The sequence below is a fragment of the Alteromonas sp. ABV2_168 genome (assembly GCF_056161165.1).
Genome location: NZ_JBSWYQ010000003.1, coordinates 215,379 through 239,564, shown reverse-complemented (window position 1 = coordinate 239,564; position 24,186 = coordinate 215,379). Strand labels below are relative to the sequence as shown.

20 protein-coding genes are annotated in these 24,186 nt (G+C 50.6%); 12 read left to right on the top strand and 8 right to left on the bottom strand.

Features of this window, described 5'->3' with window-relative positions:
- Nucleotides 1-61: 61 nt before the first annotated feature.
- From ACXAH4_RS06605 to ACXAH4_RS06590, 4 genes are all read left to right on the top strand, one after another.
- Nucleotides 62-829, top strand: coding sequence for a class II aldolase/adducin family protein (locus ACXAH4_RS06605; RefSeq protein WP_474881197.1), 768 nt, complete (start codon nt 62-64; stop codon nt 827-829).
- Nucleotides 830-1,004: 175 nt separating this feature from the next.
- Nucleotides 1,005-2,189: a mandelate racemase/muconate lactonizing enzyme family protein gene (locus ACXAH4_RS06600; RefSeq protein WP_119500080.1), complete on the top strand. Its 1,185-nt coding sequence runs from the start codon at nt 1,005-1,007 to the stop codon at nt 2,187-2,189.
- A gap of 197 nt (nt 2,190-2,386) precedes the next feature.
- Nucleotides 2,387-3,043 (top strand): potassium channel family protein, encoded by a 657-nt coding sequence (locus ACXAH4_RS06595; protein WP_303573770.1) that lies wholly within the window; start codon nt 2,387-2,389, stop codon nt 3,041-3,043.
- Nucleotides 3,040-4,404 carry a TrkH family potassium uptake protein gene (locus ACXAH4_RS06590; RefSeq protein WP_474881195.1) on the top strand — a complete coding sequence of 455 codons (1,365 nt, stop codon included), beginning with the start codon at nt 3,040-3,042 and terminating at the stop codon, nt 4,402-4,404. Before ACXAH4_RS06595 ends, ACXAH4_RS06590 begins: the two co-directional genes overlap by 4 nt.
- A gap of 57 nt (nt 4,405-4,461) precedes the next feature.
- Here the strand turns inward: ACXAH4_RS06590 and ACXAH4_RS06585 are convergent, their stop codons facing one another.
- From ACXAH4_RS06585 to ACXAH4_RS06575, 3 genes are all read right to left on the bottom strand, one after another.
- Nucleotides 4,462-5,301 carry an amidohydrolase family protein gene (locus tag ACXAH4_RS06585; protein WP_474881193.1) on the bottom strand — a complete coding sequence of 280 codons (840 nt, stop codon included), beginning with the start codon at nt 5,299-5,301 and terminating at the stop codon, nt 4,462-4,464.
- A 2-nt stretch (nt 5,302-5,303) separates the two neighbouring features.
- On the bottom strand, nt 5,304-6,053 hold the full coding sequence (locus tag ACXAH4_RS06580) for an SDR family NAD(P)-dependent oxidoreductase (RefSeq protein ID WP_474852318.1): 750 nt from the start codon (nt 6,051-6,053) through the stop codon (nt 5,304-5,306).
- Between the two features lie 119 nt (nt 6,054-6,172).
- Entirely contained in the window at nt 6,173-8,041 is a 1,869-nt protein-coding gene (locus ACXAH4_RS06575) for an acyltransferase family protein (RefSeq protein WP_474881191.1), read from the bottom strand.
- A gap of 273 nt (nt 8,042-8,314) precedes the next feature.
- On the opposite strand from ACXAH4_RS06575, the gene ACXAH4_RS06570 reads away from it, so the two are divergent.
- The gene (locus ACXAH4_RS06570; RefSeq protein ID WP_474845066.1) at nt 8,315-10,075 is read left to right on the top strand and encodes an acyl-CoA dehydrogenase family protein; all 1,761 of its coding nucleotides are present in this window, start codon (nt 8,315-8,317) and stop codon (nt 10,073-10,075) included.
- An 87-nt stretch (nt 10,076-10,162) separates the two neighbouring features.
- On the opposite strand, the gene ACXAH4_RS06565 is transcribed toward ACXAH4_RS06570, so the two are convergent.
- From ACXAH4_RS06565 to ACXAH4_RS06555, 3 genes are all read right to left on the bottom strand, one after another.
- Nucleotides 10,163-14,656, bottom strand: a complete 4,494-nt coding sequence (locus ACXAH4_RS06565) for an ExeM/NucH family extracellular endonuclease (protein WP_474881190.1) — start codon at nt 14,654-14,656, stop codon at nt 10,163-10,165.
- Between the two features lie 231 nt (nt 14,657-14,887).
- Entirely contained in the window at nt 14,888-15,418 is a 531-nt protein-coding gene (locus ACXAH4_RS06560; protein ID WP_474845070.1) for a DUF3016 domain-containing protein, read from the bottom strand.
- Nucleotides 15,419-15,638: 220 nt separating this feature from the next.
- The gene (locus ACXAH4_RS06555; RefSeq protein ID WP_474865243.1) at nt 15,639-16,004 is read right to left on the bottom strand and encodes a hypothetical protein; all 366 of its coding nucleotides are present in this window, start codon (nt 16,002-16,004) and stop codon (nt 15,639-15,641) included.
- 265 nt (nt 16,005-16,269) lie between these two features.
- Here ACXAH4_RS06555 and ccoG point away from each other — a divergent pair, with 265 nt between their 5' ends.
- The 5 genes from ccoG to ACXAH4_RS06530 all read left to right on the top strand — a co-directional run bounded on the left by ccoG (nt 16,270) and on the right by ACXAH4_RS06530 (nt 21,626).
- Nucleotides 16,270-17,703 carry a cytochrome c oxidase accessory protein CcoG gene (gene ccoG / locus ACXAH4_RS06550; RefSeq protein WP_474881188.1) on the top strand — a complete coding sequence of 478 codons (1,434 nt, stop codon included), beginning with the start codon at nt 16,270-16,272 and terminating at the stop codon, nt 17,701-17,703.
- Entirely contained in the window at nt 17,675-18,682 is a 1,008-nt protein-coding gene (locus ACXAH4_RS06545; RefSeq protein WP_474881186.1) for a serine/threonine protein kinase, read from the top strand. The genes ccoG and ACXAH4_RS06545 overlap by 29 nt, the downstream gene beginning before the upstream one ends.
- A gap of 94 nt (nt 18,683-18,776) precedes the next feature.
- On the top strand, nt 18,777-19,400 hold the full coding sequence (locus ACXAH4_RS06540) for a thiol:disulfide interchange protein DsbA/DsbL (RefSeq protein WP_119500069.1): 624 nt from the start codon (nt 18,777-18,779) through the stop codon (nt 19,398-19,400).
- Nucleotides 19,401-19,467: 67 nt separating this feature from the next.
- Nucleotides 19,468-20,070 (top strand): HD domain-containing protein, encoded by a 603-nt coding sequence (locus tag ACXAH4_RS06535; protein WP_474881184.1) that lies wholly within the window; start codon nt 19,468-19,470, stop codon nt 20,068-20,070.
- Between the two features lie 167 nt (nt 20,071-20,237).
- Nucleotides 20,238-21,626, top strand: a complete 1,389-nt coding sequence (locus ACXAH4_RS06530) for a sensor domain-containing diguanylate cyclase (RefSeq protein WP_474881182.1) — start codon at nt 20,238-20,240, stop codon at nt 21,624-21,626.
- 59 nt (nt 21,627-21,685) lie between these two features.
- On the opposite strand, the gene ACXAH4_RS06525 is transcribed toward ACXAH4_RS06530, so the two are convergent.
- Nucleotides 21,686-22,039, bottom strand: coding sequence for a cyclophilin-like fold protein (locus tag ACXAH4_RS06525; RefSeq protein ID WP_474881181.1), 354 nt, complete (start codon nt 22,037-22,039; stop codon nt 21,686-21,688).
- A 202-nt stretch (nt 22,040-22,241) separates the two neighbouring features.
- Here ACXAH4_RS06525 and ACXAH4_RS06520 point away from each other — a divergent pair, with 202 nt between their 5' ends.
- Nucleotides 22,242-22,391: a hypothetical protein gene (locus tag ACXAH4_RS06520; protein ID WP_474881179.1), complete on the top strand. Its 150-nt coding sequence runs from the start codon at nt 22,242-22,244 to the stop codon at nt 22,389-22,391.
- Nucleotides 22,392-22,510: 119 nt separating this feature from the next.
- Here ACXAH4_RS06520 and soxR read toward each other — a convergent pair whose 3' ends face one another.
- Complete coding sequence (soxR, locus tag ACXAH4_RS06515) at nt 22,511-22,942, bottom strand: redox-sensitive transcriptional activator SoxR (RefSeq protein ID WP_474881178.1); 432 nt, start codon at nt 22,940-22,942, stop codon at nt 22,511-22,513.
- 161 nt (nt 22,943-23,103) lie between these two features.
- Between soxR and ACXAH4_RS06510 the strand changes: the two genes are divergently transcribed.
- Entirely contained in the window at nt 23,104-24,186 is a 1,083-nt protein-coding gene (locus tag ACXAH4_RS06510) for an efflux RND transporter periplasmic adaptor subunit (RefSeq protein WP_474881176.1), read from the top strand.

Sequence of the window (24,186 nt, the reverse complement as noted above, 5' to 3'; positions counted from 1 at the left end):
ATTGTTGACTGTCAGTCCGTCTGCTACTTTGTATCAACAGGACATAAAAGGAGTGATACCCGTGTTTGAGTTTGAACATTTCAGTTTGAAAGACAAGGTGTCGCCGGAAGAATGGCAAACCCGCGTCGATCTCGCCGCCTGCTACAGGCTGGTGGATAACATGCGCTGGGGCGATCTTATCTATACTCATATTTCCGCTAAAGTACCGGGTACACAACATTATCTGGTTAACCCTTTTGGTCTGGCATTTGATGAAGTGCGCGCGTCGAATCTGGTGAAGGTTGATCTCGACGGCAATATTCTCGATGGCTCCCCCTACCAGATCAATCCGGCCGGTTTCACCATTCACAGCGCCATTCACGAAGTCCGTGAAGATGCGAAATGTGTTATTCACCTGCACACAAAAGCCACTATTGCCGTGGCGTCAGTTAAAGGTGGTTTGAAACCCTGGAGCCAGTATTCTCTGTTTTCCCTGCCCTCGCTGAGCTATCACAGCTACGAAGGTCTGGCGGTTGATGATAATGAAAGAAAGCAGTTACAGGATGATTTGGGCGATACCAGCCATATGTTATTGCCCAATCACGGCGGCTTGACGTTAGGCCCTACGGTAGGCGACGCATTTATGCGCTTTTATGATCTGGAACGCGCCTGTGATATACAAATGTCACTGATGCAATCCGGTCAGGAAGTGATTGAAATACCAGAGCCCATTGTAAAGGGCATTTATGATCAGGCAAAAATTGTACACTCAGGCGAAACCGGCGGCCAGAAAGCCTGGCCAGCCATGCTGAGAAAAGCCTGGAAACTCGACCCGACATTCTGCGAATAAGCGAAATGCTATCGCGGTGGCGCTGCGGGATAAGGGTTTTGTCATTCATAACCGTCTGCCGCAGGGAAGCGGCAGTCGAGGCCCCATGGATGGGTTTACGCCGTGTTATGAATGACAATCCCGTTCCCGCAACAGCGCGACGCGGTAGTCTGAGCAACTACATTCAGGACAAAAGATGAAAATTACCAAAGTTGAAATATTTGATATTGAGTGCCCGGAACGTCCGCCATGGAATCCGGTTTTTGTGCGTATTTACACCGATGAAGGTATTACCGGTGTAGGTGAAGCAGGCCTTGCTTACGACTGGGGACATTCTGCTGCTGCGCATATGATCAAAGAAATCGCAGAAGCCATGCTGATTGGCTGGAACCCTTTCAACACCGAAGGCCTGTGGTCGAAAATGCTCCGTGAGAGCTTCTGGGGCTTAGGTGGCGGTCCTGTCATTTACGCCGCCATGAGTGCGGTAGATACAGCCCTTTGGGATATCAAAGGTAAAGCACTTGGCTTGCCGGTTTATCAGCTGCTTGGCGGTAAGACTAACGGCAAGCTGCGTTCTTACGCCAGTCAGCTACAGTTCGACTGGGACACCACTATTACCAAACTGATCCAGCCTGAAGAATATGGCCGTGCCGCAGAAAAGGCGATGGCTGAAGGTTACACCGCGGTGAAAGTTGATCCAATCGTTTATGACATTAACGGCGATACCCATTATGACCGCACGAAAATCATTTCCAGAGGTGAAATGAAACTGTTCCGTGCACGTCTGCAGGCAATCCGTGATGCCATGGGTGACGAAGGCGATATTATTTTTGAATGCCACAGCTTACCGGGTGCGACTACGGCTATTCAACTGGGCGAACTGGTAGAAGAATTTGGCTGTATGTATTACGAAGAGCCGGTTAACTACCTGAACTCAAAACTGCATGACAAAGTTGCCCGCAACGTGAAAGCGCCGATTGCCGGCGGTGAACGTTTATATAACCGCTGGGGCATCCGTCCGTATCTGGAAGATCAGTCTCTGGACGTTTTACAGCCTGATATTGGTCTGTGCGGCGGCTTTACCGAAGCGAAAAAAGTGTGTGACTACGCCGACATATACGATGTGCGTATTCAGGCTCACGTCTGCGGTGGTCCGGTGGCAACGGCAGCCAGTCTGCACCTTGAAACCGCCATTCCTAACTTCCTGATCCACGAGCATCACACCTACGCGACAAAATCCTGGAACCGTGAATTATGTATTCAGGATCCTCAACCGGTTAACGGCTTTATTGAAGCGCCGGACACACCGGGAATTGGTATCGAGCTGAATGATGAAGTGGTTTACCGCTCACCCAACATGTCAGTGACTGAACTGAAATAAGTCTCAACGACGCATTTAAAATCTACGGAGCCGTTCATCCGTTGAACGGCTTTTTTCTGTCCGCAGGAAAACGACGGCTTACATAGCTGAAACCACTAACTATCACGTTCAGTAACCGCTCCTTTTTCCAGTCTCTCACGTATCATACGCCAGTTGCCGCAATCCTTGCGACGCCGTTTCCGTTTTCTGGAGCACTTATGGCGCATTTTACTGTCATCGGCCTTGGCCGGTTTGGCATTACCACCAGTTTAGAGCTGATCCATCTGGGTCACACTGTTACCGGTATCGACAGCGATGAAAAGCTGGCTGAACAATATTCTACCGAACTGACCCAAACCCTTATCTGTGACGCAACCGACGAAAGAGCCATGGCAGAACTGAGTCTTCACGACAGTGATGCCGTGCTTGTCGCCATCGGTGAAGATATGCAGGCCAGCTTGCTGTGTGTGCTGAACCTGAAAAATGAAGGTGTGCAAAATATCTGGGTGAAGGCTAACAGCAAGGCGCATCACACCATTCTTTCAAAACTGGATGTGAGCCGCATCATTCACCCTGAAGAAGAGATGGGCGTTCGCGTGGCTCAGGCATTGAATTACCCTATGGTCAGTGACTATCTGAGTTTGGGCCACGGCCATTACATTGTAGAAGTGGTGGTACCGCAGACTAAGTCCCCCATGACCCTGGATACAGTCATTAACGGCTACAAAGATGATATTCACTGCCTGATGGTTAAACGTAAGCATCAGATACACTGTACGCCTGACATGGCGTTTCAACTGAAACCAGAAGATCAGCTGGTGCTGAGTGGTCCCAGGGAAGTGCTGGTAAAAATTGCGCCGAGACTTAAACATTGAAACGCTGGTTACCGGCGAACCGCCCGCTGGAACGAAAGCCGAAAGGCGCGCGAAAAATTCAGGCGGCTCCGCCTCTTATCCTGTCGTTTAGCTTTCTGAGCTTTATCGTTCTTGGCACCCTGCTGCTTAAATTGCCCTTTGCCACCACAGCACCAATCACCTGGACGCAAAGCCTGTTCACCGCCACCTCAGCGGTGACAGTAACGGGGCTCGCCGTTGTGGATACCGGAACCGGCTTCACCCTTTTCGGACAAACCGTTATTGCCGGCCTCATTCAATTTGGCGGTCTCGGTTTAATGACCTTTGCGGTTGTAACACTGGTTGCGGTAGGCAGTAAGATAAGTTTTCTGCAACAAAGCGCGGTGAAAGAAGCGTTTAATGAAACCGACACGTCGTCACTGGTCAGTACCGCCAAAGCCGTTATTCTTTTTGCACTGGTAACAGAAGCCGCAGGCATGCTGATCCTGACCTGCTACTGGCAGGCGGAATCAGGCTGGTCAACGGCCGCATACGAAGCCTTCTTCTATACCATATCCGCGTTCAATAACGCCGGCTTTGCACTGCAGCCGGACAGTCTGTCCCGGTATGTCAGCGATCCTGTAGTTAATATTACGATTACCGCGTTGTTCATCACTGGCGGGCTGGGCTTTTCTGTATGGATAGATCTGGTTAAAAAACGAAGCTGGCAAACGCTTACGCCTTACAGTAAAACCATGATAGCCGGTACGGTCATCATCAACGTAGTCGCGTTATTGCTTATTTATGTCATTGAATACGATAACCCGGACACACTGGGCAAGCTGGACGCGGCGGGTAAATGGTGGGCTTCCTGGTTTCAGGCAGTCACACCAAGAACCGCGGGTTTTAACACCCTGGACATCGCTGCGCTGGAAGACGGCTCTGTCACCCTTATGTTGCTGCTGATGTTTATCGGCGGCGGGTCAATGAGTACCGCCAGCGGTATCAAAGTCGTAACCTTCGTGGTACTTCTGACTGCCACTTACAATTTTCTGCGCCGCGACCACGCGCCAACGCTTTTTCAGCGTACCATCCGGACAGAAACCGTGTCTAAGGCCCTGGCTCTCACGGTGATTTCAGGCGGGGTGACCTGGGTGGCGATTTTTCTGCTGACCATCACAGAGGATGCCCCTTTCCCGGATATCGTCTTTGAAGCCGTATCCGCGATGGGCACGGTGGGCCTGTCGAGAGGACTGACAGGAAGCTTATCCGCTGCCGGTGAAGGCATTATTATTGTGCTGATGTTCCTTGGCCGGCTGGGGCCGCTTACCCTCGCCTATTTGCTGGCAAGTCCGAGACAACGTCATGTTCGCTACCCTGACAGCCGAATTTCTATCGGATAAAAGTCTCAGACCTTATCTTTAAGCTTGCCGGTGTGGATTACCTGAATAGCCGGCAGGCTAACCAAAATACCAGTACAGACTATTTTCACTCAGCCATTTTTCTGCACACACGGCGGGTACTGCCTGCGTTATTGTGCGCCAGAAAGCACCGTAATCACTGTGCCAGGTACACAAGGGAAAGTTACTGCCTGTCATTACCCGGCTTTCGCCAAAATACTGATGCACGGTGTTCACCACCGGCGCAATATCATCAGCACGCCATTGACGGTTATGCATTTCCCAACCGGACAGTTTTACGGCAATATTATCAGCCCTGCTTAAGGCTTTCAGGTTGTCCTGCCACACCTTAATGTTTTTATCTGCCAACGGAAATCCGGCATGATTCAGAATGAACGGCATAGCAGGAAAATTCGCAGCCACGGCAGACAGCGCCTGAACACCGGCAGTGTCATACAAGGATAACTGGGCATCAAAACTCAATCCCGCCTCTGCCAGCAATGCCAGGCTCGCTTTGGCTTCAGAATCGTTCAGAACAGACGCGGCTTCGTCGTCCAGAATATGCCTGACACCGGTAATACAAGGGCGTTTGAGCAATTCTGAAATCACATGCTGATTATTACCTGCCAGCAAGTCAAAACCGGCAACTGCGCGAAAAGGCATATGGCAATGCTGCGCCAGGTAATCAGCCTCACGCCAGGGTTTTGCATTGTCGAATCCGGCTTCAATATGCACAAAACCGGTAAGCTGCGACGGGGCTGACACCACTAAATCAGACTCAGAGAAATTTTTCGCTATAACCGGTTTATCCGGCCAGAATGGCGGATTGTCAGGAGACAACCAACGGTATTCACCGGCCTGTAAATCAAATAAGTGCAGATGGGCGTCGATGATTTTCATGGTTACTGTGTGGTATAGCCGCCGTCGATACTTTGCAGACTGCCGGTGATAAAAGCCGCATCATCACTGGCAAGGAAGAATGTTAACGCTGCCACTTCTTCCGGTTTTCCCAGCCGTCCGAGGGGTTGTGCAGCGGCCTCTTCTGCGTGCACTTCTGCTTTATCCGCACCGCTTGCGGCCACATATTTATCGATGGCGTTATGATACAAAGGCGTTTCAATTGTGCCCGGGCAAACCGCGTTTGCACGAATATTATAAGGCGCGTAATCCAGCGCGGTGGTTTTAGCCATGGATGCCAGCGCCGCTTTACTCAGGTTATAAGCAAAAGAATTACGCTTACCGATGATCGCCTGGTCTGACGCCATGATGATGATTGCGCCTTTGTTCGCCTGTTTCATTACCGGCAACACCGCGCGTACTGCATGATAGGCTCCTTTCACGTTTAAAGAGAACACCTTATCGAAGTCTTCCGGCGTAGTGTCTTCGATGGTGGCAGAGAAATGCATACCCGCATTGCTTACCAGGCAATCGATACGTCCGAAACGCGCTGCAATGTCACTGATACAGTCGCTGACCGCTGCAGCACTGGTGACATCACACTGCATCCATTGCGCGTGCTCAGGAGGGTTATCGAAATCACGAATATCTAAATTGATAACCTGATATCCCCCGGACGCAAACTTTTCGCAGACGGCCAGACCGATACCTAAACTGCCGCCGGTGACCACGCAAACAGGTGATGATTGTTGCATTACTTTTCCTATTTCAGCTTTCGCCTTCACAATGGCTAACAGGATGCCTGCAGTTGAAGGAAAAGTAAAAATGAACCGTGCCGGCAGCGTTCAGTTTCATAACTGACAATCTCAGGCGGTCAGGGCTTCTCCGTCGCCAGGCTGACATCAGCAGACGCCATCACCTGCATCAATTCCTGCCAGACTTTTCCTGCCCCGTGCACCGCAAGATGAGAGCGGTCTGAGTGAACCGGTTCCCCGTCATCAATGATGGTACAGGTTTCGCCTTCACAAAGGGCGGCATCAGGATCCACGTACCACACATTACTGTGCGCTTCAGCAAATTGCTTCAGGCGGCTATTAACGGAGTAGTCCTGCTTCGGCTGAGTACTGCTGCATACAGGAAAAAAGCCGGCAGCGGGAAGAGACTGCCTGGCCAGACATTCGTAAGCATTTACCCACGCCTTTTGTGGCACACCAACCAGAAAATACTTTCTGTCACCCAACCTTGAGATAAAGGTTTCCATTTCAGCGATGACTTTGTCGTTATATTCTTCTTCGGTAAGCTCCAGCTTATTACTGGCGTCTTTTTTCATGATTTTTTCCTGATAGCTGTCCCATGACTGGGCCAGAACCAGCGGCTTGTCGTTACCTTCTATCCGTTGTTTCACTTCCTCAAACTGATCTGAGCAAGCTTCAAGTTCACCGCCTTCTTCATATTTGGCCAGTGTGGGAAAGAAGGGACAGCCATGATAAAACCGTCCGAGCACCGGGATCCCGCTGTCACTCAGCGTACGGCCATATTGAAGAGAATAGCTGTCACCGATGAGAATAAACTTGTAGTCATTGTCCTTCGCATGAAAATAAATCCATTCATCGGCACTGTAGCCCGCCCCGCCATAATAGGTTTCATGGTAAGACAGAGCATCGTGACGGAATTTCTCCGGCACGCGTTCCGGCGCTCCCTGTTGCTGGTAAACCCATAAACTTCCCGCTAGGGTCAGGATGAACATCAACCAGTAACGCCGGGGCCGGTGGTGCTGCTCTATCAGCCGGTAGGATAACCAGCCTGCCAGAGTAGTCAGGGCAACAAAAAGCCAGAAAGACAGTTCAAGGTGGTAAATATTGTTCGCCACCACAATGATCCAGTGCCAGAGATAGATGGAGTAAGACCACAATCCCAGTTTCTGACTGACGACATTGGTGGTGATGACGCTCTTTTCGTCCCGCGCCTGAATAACGATAAACGTGCCGGCAACCGGAAAGAATGCGAGATAACCGGGCCAGAGATTATCTTCGCTGATAACGAAATAGGTTATTGCGATGAGCGCCAGTCCCGCCAGTGCAAGGTAACCCCGCGTTTTGTCTGAAACATTTAACGGATAGAAGAATGCCACTCCGCCGGCCAGCATTTCCCAGGCCCGTGCAGAAATTAAAAAATAGCTTGCTGAAGGATAAGCAAAAGACAGCCACAGGTTAGCTATGAAGGCCAGCAGGGTGAGAGCCAGCACAACATGCCTGAGGGACACACTGCCACACAGTTTACGTAGCCCGATGAGTATCAGTGGATAAAGGAGATAAAACTGCCACTCCACAGACAGTGACCAGGTGTGCAGCAACCATTTTTGCGTCGATGCCGCATCAAAATAACCGGCCTCCTGCCAGTACACAATATTCGAAACAAAAGTCAGGCTGGACGCAATATGCTTACTCAGCGCTGCATAATCAACCGGCGTGACAGCAAACCAGCCGCACACCAGTAATACCAGACAAGCCGCTGTCAGAGCAGGAACGATACGTTTAGCTCTGGCACAATAGAACCGCCAGGTACCGAAGGTTTTTTTATCCAGCCCCCTGCTGATAATGGAAGTCATCAGGAAACCGGATATCACAAAGAACACATCGACGCCGGCGAAACCGCCGGGCAGGTATTCCGGTTGATAATGAAAAAGCACCACGGCAATCACTGCCAGCGCGCGGAGTCCGTTTATATCTTTACGAAATTGCAATTCATTCCCTGTAAATCACATACCTGAACTCAGAGCGTCTGACCAGGCACTTTTTGTCATCACATAACTACGCTTAAAGGGATAATCAGGATTACCCCGCAACCGGTCTGCTTAATTCACGCTGGTACGGCTACCGCTGCCCTTTCTCAGCTCATAGACTATGCTTTCATTCAGATGACAAACACTAAATTTAAAACCTGCAGGCTATCTTGTCCGGTGAGTTTGTGCATATAATGTTAAAATTCAAACAAGCGTTTAACTTTGGAGTGAATCATGCCGCAATATCAGGCGCCACTGGCGGATTTTCAATTTCTGTTGCGGGACTGGCTGAACGTCAGTGACCATTATCAATCGACCGGACTGGAAGATTTCGATTTTGAGCTTGCCAGCGAAGTGCTCACTCAGGGAGCCAGATTTGCAGAAGACGTGGTGGCACCGCTAAACCGCAGCGGTGACGAAGCCGGCTGTACGTTTGCAAATGGTGCAGTAACCACGCCGCAAGGGTTTGCTGCGGCCTATGAAGAGTATGTTGCCAATGGCTGGAACGCCATGCTTGGTCCGGTGGACTACGAAGGTCAGGGATTACCCTACACCATGGCGGTGCCGGTGCATGAAATGCTGAACTCAGCCAACCTGAGCTGGCGCCTGACGACTATGCTGACAGAAAGCGCCGTTCTGGCTGTCAGCCGCCATGCAAGTGAGGATTTAAAAGCCACTTATCTGGCAAAGCTGGTGTCCGGAGAGTGGACCGGAACCATGAACCTGACAGAGCCACAGGCCGGTACCGATCTGGCTTTGCTGAACACTAAAGCTGAGCCGCAGGACGACGGCAGTTATCGCATTACCGGCAGCAAAATATTCATCACCGGCGGCGACCACGACTGGACGTCGAATATTATCCATATGGTGCTGGCACGTTTACCTGATGCGCCGAAAGGTGTGAAGGGGATCAGCCTGTTTCTGGTGCCGAAGTTTATGCCGGACAGTCAGGGAGAACCGGGTGAAGCTAACTCGCTGTCTGTGGGCAGTATTGAACACAAGATGGGGATCAAAGCCAGCCCCACCTGTGTAATGAATTTCGATGGTGCGACAGGCTGGCTGGTTGGCGGTGAAAACCAGGGCCTGGCCTGTATGTTTACCATGATGAATGATGCCCGTTTTCAGGTAGGTCTGCAGGGGCTTGGTGCTGCAGAAGCCTCTTTCCAGGGCGCGCTTACATATGCCAGAGAGAGACTGCAAAGCCGCGCGCCACAGGGCGTACAGCAACCGGACGCGAAAGCCGATCCTATTGTATTTCAGCCTGATGTGGCCCGTATGCTGCTCACCCAGAAAACGTTAACAGAAGGCTGCCGCGCTTTATCACTGTTGTATGCAAAGTATATGGATGCGGAGCACTACGGGACAGAGGACGAGAAACTGCACGCCGGTCAGGTTCTGCAATTTCTGACCCCGGTCTGCAAAGCATTCTTCACTGATATGGGGCTGGAAACCACCAGCCTGGGGATCCAGATATTCGGCGGACACGGCTACATCCGGGAATGGGGCATGGAGCAACTGATGCGGGATGTGCGTATAGCCCAGTTATATGAAGGTACCAATGGCATACAGGCGCTGGATTTAATTGGCCGAAAACTGACCCGCGATGGCGGCAACATGCTGAAAGCGACTTACGATGTGTTCGGCGGACTTGTTGACGCTATGACAGATTCAGACGCCAGACAGAATGCGCAGACTCTCCTGAGCAGCTGGATGGATGCATCCACTGCCTGCCTGGACAAAGATCCGGTATTTGTAGCGGCTGCGGCCTGTGATTATCTGGCATACACAGCGTATTCATTAACTGGTCTTTGCTGGTACAGCATGGCAGATAAAGCCGCGCAGGGAGACAATCCCACCTTTGCCGCAGCGAAACAAAAGTGTGCAGATTTTTACGTTGCACGTATCTTGCCACGGCGGGACGCGCATTTGTCAGCCATGTTAAGCGGCGCTGAGAATGTACTTGCCGTCAGTGGCAGTGAGTTTGACTACCGCTGATTATCACTGGCAACGATAGCCACAGATAAAAAAGAAGGGCGCCTGCAATGCAAGGCGCCCTTCTCATTTATATCAAATCAGCAGTATTTATCTGCTGCGTAACAGCGCCCCAAGATTGCGGCGGGAACCGTTGTTCTGCGCGTCTTCCGTCGCACAGCGGCTGCGTGTACATAACGAACGCATTACTGCGATGTCACGGGTATTCACTTTGCCGTCATTATTTAAATCGAAAGCCATGTCGATAGCCTGACGGGCGATGATAGCAAACATGAAACTGCGGATATCATTGTTATCCACGTCTTCGTCGCCGTCCCAGTCACCTGTCACTGCCTGCACATCTGCGTCCAGCTGATAGGTACCGATAACCGGATCATGGTCAGACGCACGGAAGGGCAGCTCGTTCAGGAATGAAGCCGGCTTATATTCTTCGTTATAATCGAAGAACTCCGGTTCATCACTGTTGATGTGCCATTCAGTAACATCCACCAGCATATCGCGGGCAGCGGCGTTGTTGAACATGTAATCCAGCGTACCCACAAGGCCGTCATAGGTATAGCTGTAAGACGCACTGCCTTTCAATTCAGACACGGTGTCGGTAAAACCGGCTTCTGCCAGTACCTGCACAGGATCTTCCTGAGCATAAGCGTTGTAGTCTCCCAGCAGGATCATCGGCGTGTCCTGATAAGTGCTTTGCAACCATTGTGCAATGGCCATGGCGGCACGGGTACGCTTACGGTTACAGAAACCCTGTTCGGTATTACCGTCTTCCTGACAGCTGCTGCTTGAACCTTTCGATTTCAGATGGTTAACATCAACCACAAAGGTTTTACCGCTTTCAGTGTGTGTAAACAGTTGTGACAGCGACGGTCGGTTACCGTAGTCTGCAAACAACACGCCTTCCTCATCAGAAGGACTGTTCGCTTCCATCAGAATCTGCGGTGCACCTGAAGGTGTAACCACGGCAGGACGATACAGAATACCTGATGTAATCGCATCGGTGCCTAACTGTTCAACACCGGCATCTACATAGGCGTAAGTGCCTTCACCGAATTCCGCATTCAGCGCATCAACCAGATGAGCCACTGTACTGTCAGCACCGAAACCGTCATTTTCCAGTTCCAGCAGACCCAGTACGTCAGCATCAATGGCTACCAGCGCGTTGACAATTTTCGCCAGCTGGCGCTGATATTCTGCATAGGAATCTGCACCGCGCTCTGTTGGGAAACCACCTTCATTACCGTCACCGTTGAACAGGTTCAGTACGTTGAAGCTGGCAATTTTCAGGTTACCTTCAGATACCACTGGCGCATCTTCACGGTAGTTATCAGCCAGTAAAGACGGCACCTCAACCGGACGGATTCGGTATGCAGAATAGCCATAGTCCATCACGCCGGTTACACCGGTGATCAGGTCGCCGGAACGGATAGTGTTGTAAGGTGTGAAACCACCTGCAGGCAGCATCCACTCTGACGCATAACCGTCTGCATTGTCGTCAATGATCAGCTTGTTCAGCCCGTTGGCTGTCGCCAGGTCTGCCGCTTCCTGAGAACCCGGTGCATACAGTTGTGTCGGGTTGAACAGACGCTCTGTAGACACCCAGATTTCACCGAAGTCAGAATACGGATAGATATTGCTGATCACCCAGTTTTCGTTACTGGTTACCAGCATACCTTCATATTTTTCAAATCCGGAAGCATCTGTCATAGGCAGAGTAATCGCCACTGCAGATACAGAGCCGGAACCACAGGACAGGGCTTCTGAAGAGGCAGTGATCATTGTGCGGCCGTAGTCTTCACCAACCGTACCCGCTAAACGGACAATCTCACCTTCAGTGACAGAGCCGGCCAGAGAAGCGCTGGCAATGAACACACCTTCAGAGGTTGTCTCGTCGCCGTCACTGTCGCTGCTTTCTTCCTGAATCCAGAAACCGTCCAGAGCCGGTGTCACATGGGTCACAATGGCTTCAACAATCACGCTCTGACCTGAAAGTGGTGAGCTGTCACCGCTTCCCTGTACAGCACTGATGTATGTCGCTTCGTCACCGCAAATACCTAATGATGCGTTGCCGCCATCATCATTGCCGGTGCCGTAGAAACCGAGGTAATCGAAGGTATCCTGAGCGTACGCATCCCATTCAACACTGGGGTCGAACGCATCATAGGCATCACTGTCGCCTTCCGTAACAGAAGACTTGCGCACCAGCGTGCGGTTTTGTGTACGCACGTCACCACCAGACCAGTATGAACCGGGGTCTTCTCCGATAACACCAATACTGTCAATGATCACGCCATTGTTACGCAGCACAACAGCATCATCACCGTTGAACTGAACGCTGCCGCTGGTCATGTCTGCCACATTCAGGATTGGATCTTCCGAAGAAGTATGCGCCAGCACAAATACATCACCCGCTGCCAGTGTGCCGGTTAAAGTGAATGTCTGACCGGCAGAGGCCGACCCGTTAAAGTAAATCTGCACATCGTATGTACTCAGGTCGATGTCAGACAATGTCAGGTTAGCAATCTCAACCGCTTTATTATTAGAACCGCCTTCAATGTATTCAGAAAAGAAAAGCTCTGTGGCCGGAGCTACGTAAGAACCCAGCGGGAAAGGCATTGCCGCAGTGGCATTGCTGGTTTCACCGTCAAACACATTGGTACCGGCAACCTGCCAGTCTGCAATGTTAAACGTTGAAGAAGCACTGCCGCCGGTACGGTAAGCCCAGCTGTCCAGATAATCCCAGTCTGTGCCCGTGCCGTCAGTATCACGGTCACCGTAGTAATCTACCAGCGCGCCGTCACAAAAGACTTCAATGGCATCGTCACCGTTGATAGACATAGCACCACTGGTGTAATCCGGTGCAAAACCGAAGAAGTCTGCGAACCCTGTGGCCTCGCTGGCAACATAAATGAATTGGCCGGCCACAGCTGATACCGCAGGGAAAGTGAATTCCTGACCGTCAGAACCGCCACCATTATTCGCGCCGCCGACACCACACACACTGAGATCATCAATGTTCTGCGTTACCAGTAATTCGATACCTTTAGGTGTACCGCCGGATAACGGGCCGTCAAATACACCGGTAAGCATCAGTGCACCGCTGCCGGAAGGTTGTGGTTCCGGATCGGGCTCCGGCTCCGGTTCAGGGTCCGGCTCAGGATCGGGCGCGGTTACATCACCACAGCTGTCTGCATCGTAAAATAAGTCGATCCATTCAGGATGGTCGACAAACGGATTACGGTTGCCCTGATATTCATAGATGGCACTGTGACGACGGGTTTCGTCAGCATCTACCGGGTCAGCATTGCTCCAGGCAATCAGCGTACACAGTTTGCCCAGCGCCGCTTCACCATTTGAGGTGATACGGTCAACCAGTACCAGGTCAGGCGTAACATCGCTGCCGGCGCCTTCATAGCGCATATCCATGTACATCATCATCCGCGCGATGTCGCCTTTTACCTCATCCCGTGGCTCGAAAGAGTCACTGTCGATACGGTTGGCCGGCGCTTCAGAAAGTGCGTTGTCGGAATTGTCGAAATCCAGGTTGCTGCGGCTGCTGTTTACAGTAATGTCAGACGGACGCAGGTGCTGAATATCAGTATAAGCTTCATTTGACGAGCTGCTGAAGCCATGACTCTTTGGCCAGCTGTGCTCACGGTTCCAGTAGTCAGGCTGACTGGAATACTCGCCGGAGCCGTTTTCTGACTTAGGAATGGATTTGCCGGAATAGATCAGAATGATGTTATCCGGATTTGCAGGATCTTCATCGGTTTCCGTTAATGCCGTCCAGACTTCAGAATAAGTCAGCACCCGTTGACCGGAAATGGTTTCACTGAGTACCTGACGGATAACAGAGACGTCGGAACTGGCATCGATTTCAGCCTGAACCGCTGCGTAGTATGAAGCAGCATCAAATTCGCCGGCATCTGCAACTTTGTCCAGATCAGGACAGTTTGTACAAACACCGCTTAAGTCTTCGTCACCGCCGCCGGTGCCACTGCCATCATCGCCGCCGTCATCACCACCACCGGTGTAATCATGGCTGCCCAGGCCTGTGAAATCATCCTGAGCCAAACCTTCCCATTCCGACGTATCATAGGCATCAAACGGGTCAGTATCGCCACCGGCAACACTGCTTAAACGTATGAGTGTGTCGTTCGCTGTGGTTACACTGCCGCTGCCCCAGGAAGAACCGGGATCAACGCCAACCTGGCCAATACTGTCCAGAACGTTACCGCTGCTGTCAGTCAGAACAATGGCGTCATCACCATTAAACATGGACTGTGAAGTCAGCACGTCTGCCAATGCCTTTAAAGTGTCTCCGGCACTTGAACTGGCAATAACTTGTGTACTTTGCGCTGCGATTGAACCTGAAAGTTCGATGTTCGCGCCCGCTGCAGTTTTTCCGTTGAAATAGATGGACAGTGTATAACCAGTCAGTAATACCGCGCTGTCTGTCGGGTTATAGATTTCTATCGCTTTATTAGAGCTACTCCCTTCAACATACTGAGAAATAAGCAGTTCATCGCCAATGGCAGATGCTGATATCCCCAATACGAGAGGAAGCAGGATTGGTGCTTTCATTATTAGTGCTCCTGCTTGTAATTAGAAACTATCCCAAAGTGCAGTTGCAGAGTATAAAGAAATTACTACAAAGAAATGACAATTTTTTGGCCAGCAGCGGTACTTTTTTGACCACATGGTCTGTACCGCCTGACAGCAAAGGGATGCAGGAATATCAGAGAAAATTGATGTACAAGGAAGGGGTTGTGCCCCGAGGATTCAGGGCACTGAAGAAAGCTGCGGGATAACGGGTTAGTTTTGTACCAGCGCGCTGGCCATCTCTTCGTTGAACCATTCTTTTATCATGGCTTTCTCGTAACCCAGGTGCGTATTTTGGGTGAAGGTACGGGGGTTATCTAAAAATCCCATATCCTTTAAGTCAACATCTGCACTCTTAACGACTTTGCCCGCTTCGTTAGTGAGGGTGTAGCTGAATTTAATACGCGGAATGTCCACCCGTTTCACAATGCGAACATCGGTGCCGGTAGCATTGCCAAAAACAAAGCTGCTTGGCCACACCTGGCCGGCAAGATCCAGATTTGTCACCGTGATCGCAAGCTTGTCTTTTTCAGGCAGCTTCTCTGCCAGTTTGGCGAAGTATTCGTCCAGCGCTTTAAATGTGCGCTCACGGAACTTCACCCGGCTTTCATTAGCAGGACGTACATCAGTGTACTTCTCCGGCTTTTCCCAGGTAATTTCTGTGGTGGCAGACCATGCCTGTACAGACAGCAGTAAACTGCCGGCGGTCAGAGAAACCAGTGCAGTTCTAATCAATGTGTTCATGCTTTGCATCTCCCCGATAATTTCGGCCGCGTTGCCCGCGGGCGGCGAAAACATTCTCCGGTTATCCGGTGCCTGCTTTGAGTGGATTTACCGCGCCTCTCATGCGAAATCCCGCACGGAGACAATAAGCAGACACTTTGTTAGAGCAGTGATTAAGCAGATTGTTCCGCTAAATCACCATTATTAAAGCATGAAAAGATGAATGGAAGCTGAACCGCGTTCAGTAGTCCATCGCCAGCAGGCCGGTGGTCTCTATTGAGTGGCAAAACTGCGCCAGTTGCGCACCGTGGATATAAGGATTGATGTTGTCTGTACCGCAGAATTTCTTATGGAAGATTTGCACACTGTGGCGGCTTGCCATGATGCCGTCCACGTATTCCTGCTGGAAGGGACGAAGCTGGTCCCGTTGTGCTGCACTGATGGTGTGAAGCTCAGCAAGTTCATTTCTGTCCTGCCAGGTAGCCACATAGGCATACCACTGGCCGACCACATCCTGTGCATCTTTGAACATGTACTGGACGAAGGGTAACCGAAGCACAAAGACCAGTACTACAATCTCTGAAACTACCACAAAACTACGCCACATCTGCTTTACTTTTTCCTGTTGTTTTCTGACTACCCCGGCCCGTTCCCCGCCCGGTAATAAATCATTGGTGACAATTAGCCCTGTAGATAATTTAACCGCTTAACGTCAAGTGCAACAGATTTGTTTTCATACTTATTTATGAGGTTTTATAAGCCTGAGTAGTATGCACAGAAGGGGTTTATTTGATCTATATTAAGTGTGGCAGACATACACTTGTTATACTGCCCGCAGTACACTACACACCTGTGCCAGTTAAGGTTGCCTAATGAGCGAACAAATTCAGGTTAAACAAGTATCCACGGTAAAAGTACACCAGCCCGCCGGCGGCGTAAGTCATAAACGGCAGTCTGCACGCAGTCAGATTTATGTGCGCGCGGTGAAGGGCCCCATCGAAACGTTCCGCCGTTTGTTCGGTTTTATCTTTCTGGGTTTGTTCGCCGTGATCCCCTGGATCCGCTATGACGGCCATCAGGCCATTCTTCTCGATATCATGGAGCAGCGGTTTACCATCTTCGGCCTGACTCTGTGGCCTCAGGACCTTACCCTGCTTGCTTACATATTTATCGTCGGTGCTTTCGCCCTGTTTTTTGTGACCACATTTGCAGGCCGTGTGTGGTGTGGTTTTATGTGCCCGCAAACGACCTGGGTCTACATGTATATCTGGTGCGAAGAGAAAATTGAAGGTCCCCGAAATAAGCGTATCAAGCTGGATGAAAGGGCCATGGACTTCGACAAGTTCTGGCGCAAAACACTCAAGCACAGCGCCTGGATTGCCATTGCCCTGCTGACTTCACTGACGTTTGTGGGATACTTCACGCCAATCGGACAGTTGTTTATCGATTTTTTCACCTTCAATGCCGGCTTCTGGTCAGTATTTTCCATTCTGTTTTTTACCTTCTGCACCTACGGTAATGCCGGATGGATGCGTGAAATCATGTGCACCCACATGTGTCCGTATGCCCGTTTCCAGTCTGCCATGTTTGATAAAGACACTTTCACCGTGTCATACAATTACAACCGTGGTGAAAAACGCGGACCCCGCCCCCGTAAACTCAGTCATGAAGATCTGGCGACAAAACAGCTGGGAGACTGCATCGACTGTAACTTGTGTGTGCAGGTGTGTCCCACCGGTATCGACATCCGTAATGGTCTGCAATACGAATGCATTAACTGCGGCGCCTGCGTGGATGCCTGCAATGGCGTTATGGAAAAAATGAATTATCCGAAGGGGCTGATCAGCTTTACCTCTGAGGAAAGGCTGACCGGCGGAACCACCCATATCGTCAGACCCAAACTGATAGGCTACCTGATTGTCCTGCTGCTGATGATCGGGTTACTGATTGCCGACATTGCCACCCGCACGCCGCTGGAAGTGGATTTAATCCGCGACCGTAATTCTTTGTACAGGGAAAACGGTAAAGGCAACGTGGAAAACGTCTACACCATTAAGATTCTGAATAAATCTCAGGACACCCACACCTATACCATTCAGGTTGAAGGCCTGCCCGATTACAACATTTTGGGTGACACAACCGTGACTGTGGGTGGCGGAGAAGTCTTCAGTATGCCAATATCTCTGGAAACCTCTCCGAAGAACCTCAGCGAGGCGGTAACGGAAATATCATTCCGTGTCCGTACTCAGGACGCTGAGGGCAATGTTGTGGAAGTCAATGAACCAACAAAATTCCTCTACCGGTGAAACTCCTCAGGGTGATTTCGCCTTTTCCGGGCTCAGCCCGGATACTGTTTTAGACGCGCTGGAAACCTGCGGCATTTATCCTGAGTCCGGTTTACTGGCGCTGAACAGTTACGAAAACCGCGTATATCAGTTTAAAGCCGAAGACGGTCAGCGCCTGGTGGTCAAATTTTACCGTCCCGGTCGCTGGACAGATGAACAGATCCTCGAAGAACATGCCTTTGCTCTGGAGCTGGCCAGTGCCGATATTCCTCTGGTGGCCCCGCTTGCCATTGAAGGCAAAACTATGCAGCATGCTTGCGGATTCCGCTTTGCGGTATTTCCGTCGGTAGGCGGCAGACAGTTTGAAGTCGACAACCTTGATCAGATTGAATGGATGGGCCGCTTCATAGGCCGTATTCACCGTGTGGCTCAGGCCAAACCTTTTGTTCACCGGCCAGAACTGAATACTCAGAGCTTTCTGGATGCACCAAGAGACGTGCTTACCCGCAGCCGCTTGCTGCCGTCACATCTGGAAACCGCTTTTTTCGCTATTCTCGATCCGCTGATCAAAGAAACCCGCCAGCGCTACCATAATTCAACCCTTATCCGCTTACATGGCGATTGTCACCCCGGCAATATTTTGTGGCGAGATGGTCCCATGTTTGTCGACCTGGACGACTGCCGCAGCGGTCCGGCCATTCAGGATTTGTGGATGATGCTTTGCGGTGACAGGCAGCAACAGATGTTGCAACTTGATGTGCTGGTGGAAGCCTATGAAGAATTCCATTCATTCGATAACAGCCAGCTTACCCTGATAGAACCTCTGCGGGCGATGCGTATGGTGCACTATATGGCATGGCTGTCACAGCGATGGGAAGATCCCGCTTTCCCCCGTGCATTCCCCTGGTTTGCCGAAGACAAATACTGGGAAGGACAAATTCTGGCACTGAAGGAACAGCTGGCAGCCCTGCATGAACCGCCGTTAAAACTGGGTTACTAGCCCTGAGATGTGAGCGACTTGTCGCGTACGCTACCCGGACGGGAATTGCTGTGGTACTCTTTTTTTGTATTTTGGTTTTACGGATTGTTAAACAATGAAAAAAATAGGTTTATTTCTGCTGGCGGCACTGATGATCCCGTTGCAGGCCTGTGCAGATGACGTTAAATGGAAAGAAGGTACGCACTATAAAGTACTGGATGAGCCGGCGACAGCCAAACCGGAAGTGTATGAATTCCATTCATTCTGGTGTGGTCACTGCTACCGCTTCGAGCCGGTTGTAGCTGAAATTAAGAAAGATCTGCCTGCCGGCACCAAGTTCACAAAAATTCACGTAAACTTTATGCCCGGTGCCTCAGAAGAAGCACAGAACGATGCTACCCGAGCCATGATGATTGGCCGTGCAATGAAAGAAGAAGACAAGCTGAACGGCGCAATCTTCAAATACATTCATGAGCAACGTGCCCCGGTGACAAATCTGGCTGATCTGAAAAACCTCTTCGTAGTTAACGATGTTGATCCGGCTGAGTTCGATAAGCTGGCTGCCAGCTTCGGCGTAAACAACATGGTGAAAAAGAACATCAAGTTGCAGGATCAATACCGCGCCTATGTTCGTGGTACGCCATCTTTCATCGTGAATGGCCGTTATCAGGCAACGTTCACCCAGGGCATGACCATGGATGACGTGAAAGACCTGATCGTGTGGTTGTCTACACAGTAAGCTTTTTACAAATCACTTAAAACGCGCCGAACGGCGCGTTTTTTCTTTGCTACACAGGAACCCTTTTATGACAGATATTCAGGCTCAGGCCACTTTTATCCGTGAGCTCGATAATCTCAAAGCCGTGAAACGTCAGGTCCGCCTGCCCTGCGATGGTGACCGACAGGAGAACAGCGCCGAACACAGCTGGCACGTGGCGTTAATGGCATCGGTGCTGGCACCGTACGCAGAACAAAACGAGAATATTCACCGTGTCATACAGATGATTCTTATCCACGATCTGGTTGAAATCGATGCCGGCGATATGTTCGCTTTTGCTGAAGCGGCCGATCATGCTGAGCAGGAAGAAAAAGAATTTGCCGCCGCAGAGCGCATCTTCGGATTACTTCCCAAGGGCCAGGGCGAAACCTTGCTGGCGTTGTGGCACGAGTTTGAAGCTGCAGAAACACCCGACGCTAAATTTGCCAAAGCCATGGACAGAGTATTACCGGTGTTTCAGAACATGGCAGCAGAAGGCGGAAGCTGGGTGCGTCACGGGGTAGCGAAAGAGAAAATTCTTGCCCGCAACGCCCACTTACAACAAGCCGCCCCGGGCTTATGGCGCTATGTGAACGAACAGCTTGATGTGGCCGTTGAGAAGGGATGGCTGAAAAGCGGTGACAAGGCTTAGCCTGTTTGAGCTGAGGGATGTCTGCAAATCGCTCTCACACGATGAGACAAGCACTGTACTTTTCTCTTTACCTTTTTGTCTTCAGGTAAAAGCTCCAGTTTTATTTGGAACAACAAGAGGGTCGTTTTATGATGGAAGTATAGATACTCGTATGCTGTGCTGGATCCTTGTTAAATTTCTCTGCTGTCATTAAATGTTGTCTGCTGCTTCCACTGTGGTTATTGCTCTGGAGGCTGTCTGTATTTCTGGAGTATGCACCCCACGCGAGTCTCTGGTTTCCTCCTGCAGGACTTACCTTTGCAGCTTTCTTACTCATGGGAAGCAGATCTGCAACGCTTGCTGTATGGCTTGCCTGCATGCTCTCTACATTCTGGGAAAACAGCTTATTTAATACGGCCAGGGATACCGCTGAACTGTTAGCTTCCGGCAGTATCTTCGCTACCCTGCACACGTTCCTGTATGGTGGAGGCGCGTTACTGCTTAAGCGCCAGATGGCGCTTTCAGCGTCTTTTAACTTAGTCACTCTTGTGACCAGATTTTTGCTGATTGCCGCTGTCAGCAGTCTGATTCTGGCGGCAAGCGGGTTGGCTCTGATTTATTCTTACGATGGCGTTGACAGCCTGATTGCCTGGTGGATTGGGGATATGACGGGTGTTGTAGTTATGACCCCGATATTTGCCGGTATAGTCACCCGTTTATTTCCACGTTACTCATTCATGCCGGAAATTAATTTTTATGATCGCCCGAAAGCCCTTTCGACGTTTATCTGGAAACTGGTACTGACAGGTCTGCTATTAAGCATAATTTTAGTCACGGCAGAATGGCTTAACTCAGAGGAGATAGCATGCTTCATTTTCTTTCTCGCTATTCCTGTCACCTGGATTGTATTTACTGAGACGCCATTCAGAGCCAGTATCAGCCTGGCTGCAGTGAGTGTTTTGACTGCGGCAATAGTGGCGGTTATTGGTGTAGACACGCAGGCCTATATTTACCAGTTCGGCATCAATGTCATCGCCTGTAGTGCTTACTTTACTATGTGCGTCCCTGCACTGGCAGCGGACAACCGGGCACTGTTTGAAAAAGTACATATAGATTATCTGACGCAGGCCTTAAACCGTGAACACTTCACGGCTCTGGCTGAACAGCAGCTGAAATACGCAGCCCGTTACGACAAGCCGGTCAGCCTGATTGTTTTTGATGTGGACAAGTTCAAAGTGATTAACGACACCTACGGGCACTCTGTGGGTGACAATGTACTCAGAGAGATTGCTATTTGTGTGCGTCAAAAATTACGCAAAAGTGATGTGTTCGGGCGGTTTGGCGGAGACGAATTTGTTTTACTTTTACCCCGGACAAATGTACACAGGGCCAGACAGGTTGCCGCTACGTTAAGAGAAAACATCTCACAACTTTCGTTTGCTGGTTTTGAGTTTACTGCCACTTGTAGTTTCGGTGTCGCTGAAGCAACTACAGGTGCTCCATTTGAGCAGGCATTTGATGAGGCTGACAGAGCACTTTACGATGCAAAAAAAGCCGGCCGGAATCGCATTAGGTAATATGCACTTTGAAAGGAATCTTAAGATGTTAATCTACAAAATGGAGATAAGTTCTGTCACTAATCTACTAAAGCAATTTTAACATCTATCTTTTCATATCCGGTTAACTGCGCGATGCCAGAATCGATTTTGCCGAGTTTAACTAAACCTTTTGCGAAGCTGCCATTTTTATAAAATAGAGCAAGATTACCCCATGGTGCGTAGTAGGCAATATCACCCTTCATAGCAGCGTAACCAGGCGAGGTTGATGACGTATCCAGCTTTTCCGTGAGGTAAGCAATCTTTTCTGTTGTGGCAAAATCTTCCAGAGAAAGCGTTAAAGGAAGAAGCTCACAAAACTGTCGCGCTACGACTGTATTTTCAAGGGTTGCGTCCAATTCTGATTTGCCGAAAATCAGCTTTATTCGTAACATAATAATTCTACTCTGAGTCGGAGTTATGAGTTCAAGTAGTTATTGTCTATCCTGAATTTAAAAATAAACAGTAGTAATTCTGTGGAATTTTTGCCTGATACTCCGGGATGTTTACCGTTCATTAGTATTCCTTACCAGATCCCCTCTACACATACCAGCTAGCCGAATCTACCATCTGCGGCAGATTGACGAGATAAGGCTGGTGATTAACTGGTCGAAGGGTAACCCGGTTAATATGCCTTTCTGGCAGCACTTTGCCGGGGTTGTGCGCATCGAGGAAGAACCTGATGGAGAGCATGTGAATCTGATTGTCGCGAGAATCATTCCCGGGCGCCCCGTGGACGATGCTTAGAGTACCGTTTACGGCGCTCGCTATCAGTTGCGGGGACGTAAAACGTCAACGGTCCAGTGGCAGTTTTACTGGACCGGTTACCGTCCCGGCACGCCAGTATCGAACTTAATACGGACAATTCAGCCTGCCAGCAACTGCGCCCCGGTACCCTGTTTACTTAATACATCATCGGGATTTCGCAGCGGACAGTCTTTCAGCGACAGACATCCGCAGCCAATACACCCGGCCATTTCATCCCGCAACTGCTCAAGACGATGAATGCGTTCGTTGAGCAATGCATGCCACTCGGCACTGAGCACTTCCCACTGCTGCGGACTAACCGGTCCGTTGGGCAATTTTTCCAGATGATCTTTTATCTGTTTCAGCGGAATGCCGGTACGCTTGGCAATGTTGATAATGGCTACCCGGCGCAGCACGCTACGATCGTAACGACGCTGATTTCCTGCAGTGCGCCAGCTTTTTATCAACCCCTCCTGTTCGTAGAAATGCAGGGTTGAAACTGCCACGCCAGCCCGCTTTGCCACCTCACCCACAGTTAAATTTTTATTCATGTTTCCCCTGCAAAAAGCTGTTGACCTCAACATTACTTGAGGTCTTAGTATAGCCGCCATCGCTGTTAAGCAAAGAAAAAAATAGTTTCAACACATTCGAGGAACTGACATGAGCAGTAAGGTCACACATTCAAACACAATCACCGTCAGGGAGAGACAACATGGCTTCTAAGTTACGAGGATTAATCATCACCGCAGTGGTGCTGGCTGTGCTGCTGGGCGGCCTGTATTTCTGGCGTCAGGCGGCACAACCACAGGGCGGCGGCTGGCAGCAGCAGGCAGTGCCGGTGGAAGCCATCACCGTTCAGCCACAACCGGTTATCGACACGATCACTGTGGTCGGCGAACTGCGCGCCATTCACGAAGTAATGCTGGCACCGGAAGTCGCAGGCCGCGTTACCGCCATTAACTTCCGTTCCGGCGATGAAGTGAAAGCCGGTAACACTCTGGTCAGCCTGTTCAACGGCGAAGAGAAAGCTGCGCTACAATCGGCACAAGCCAGTCTGCAACTGGCGGAAACCCAGCTTAAACGTACCCGCGAACTGGCACCGCTTGGTGCTGAGTCCAAAGAGCTGCTGAATCAGCGTGTCGCTGAATATGAGCAGGCAAGCGCTGCGGTGGAACAGACACAGGTTCGTCTGATACAGAAGTCCGTAAGAGCCCCCTTCTCCGGGACTCTAGGTATTCGCCAGATCAACGAAGGCCAGTATCTGAATCCGGGCGACGAGATTGTCAGCCTCACCGATCTTTCCACGCTTTACGTGGATTTCGCGGTGCCCCAGCAACAGCTGTCACTGCTAAAAGCCGGCGCGTCGGTGTCGGTATCCGCCGATGCCTATGCAGACACCACCTTCACCGCGACTCTCGACACCATTGACCCGCAACTTGATCCACAGACCCGCAACGTAAGAGTACGGGCAACGCTGACTAACGACGACAAACTTCTGCGTCCATCCATGTACGTGGAAGCCAGTATTAATGCCGGCGATGAAATGCCTGCTATCCTGCTGCCGGTAACTGCAGTGATGTACACCGCACAGGGCAATAGCGTGGCTGTGGTACGTGGTGACAATGCGGCACAGAGCGGCAACATTGAGTTTGTAGGTGTGAAAACCGGTCGCCGTATAGGCAACGAAGTGATTATTGAATCCGGCCTGTCTGCTGGTGATATTGTCGTGACCGTCGGTCAGAACCGACTGCAGCCACAGGCGCCGGTGACTGTGGTTCCGGCACAGGAGCATTGA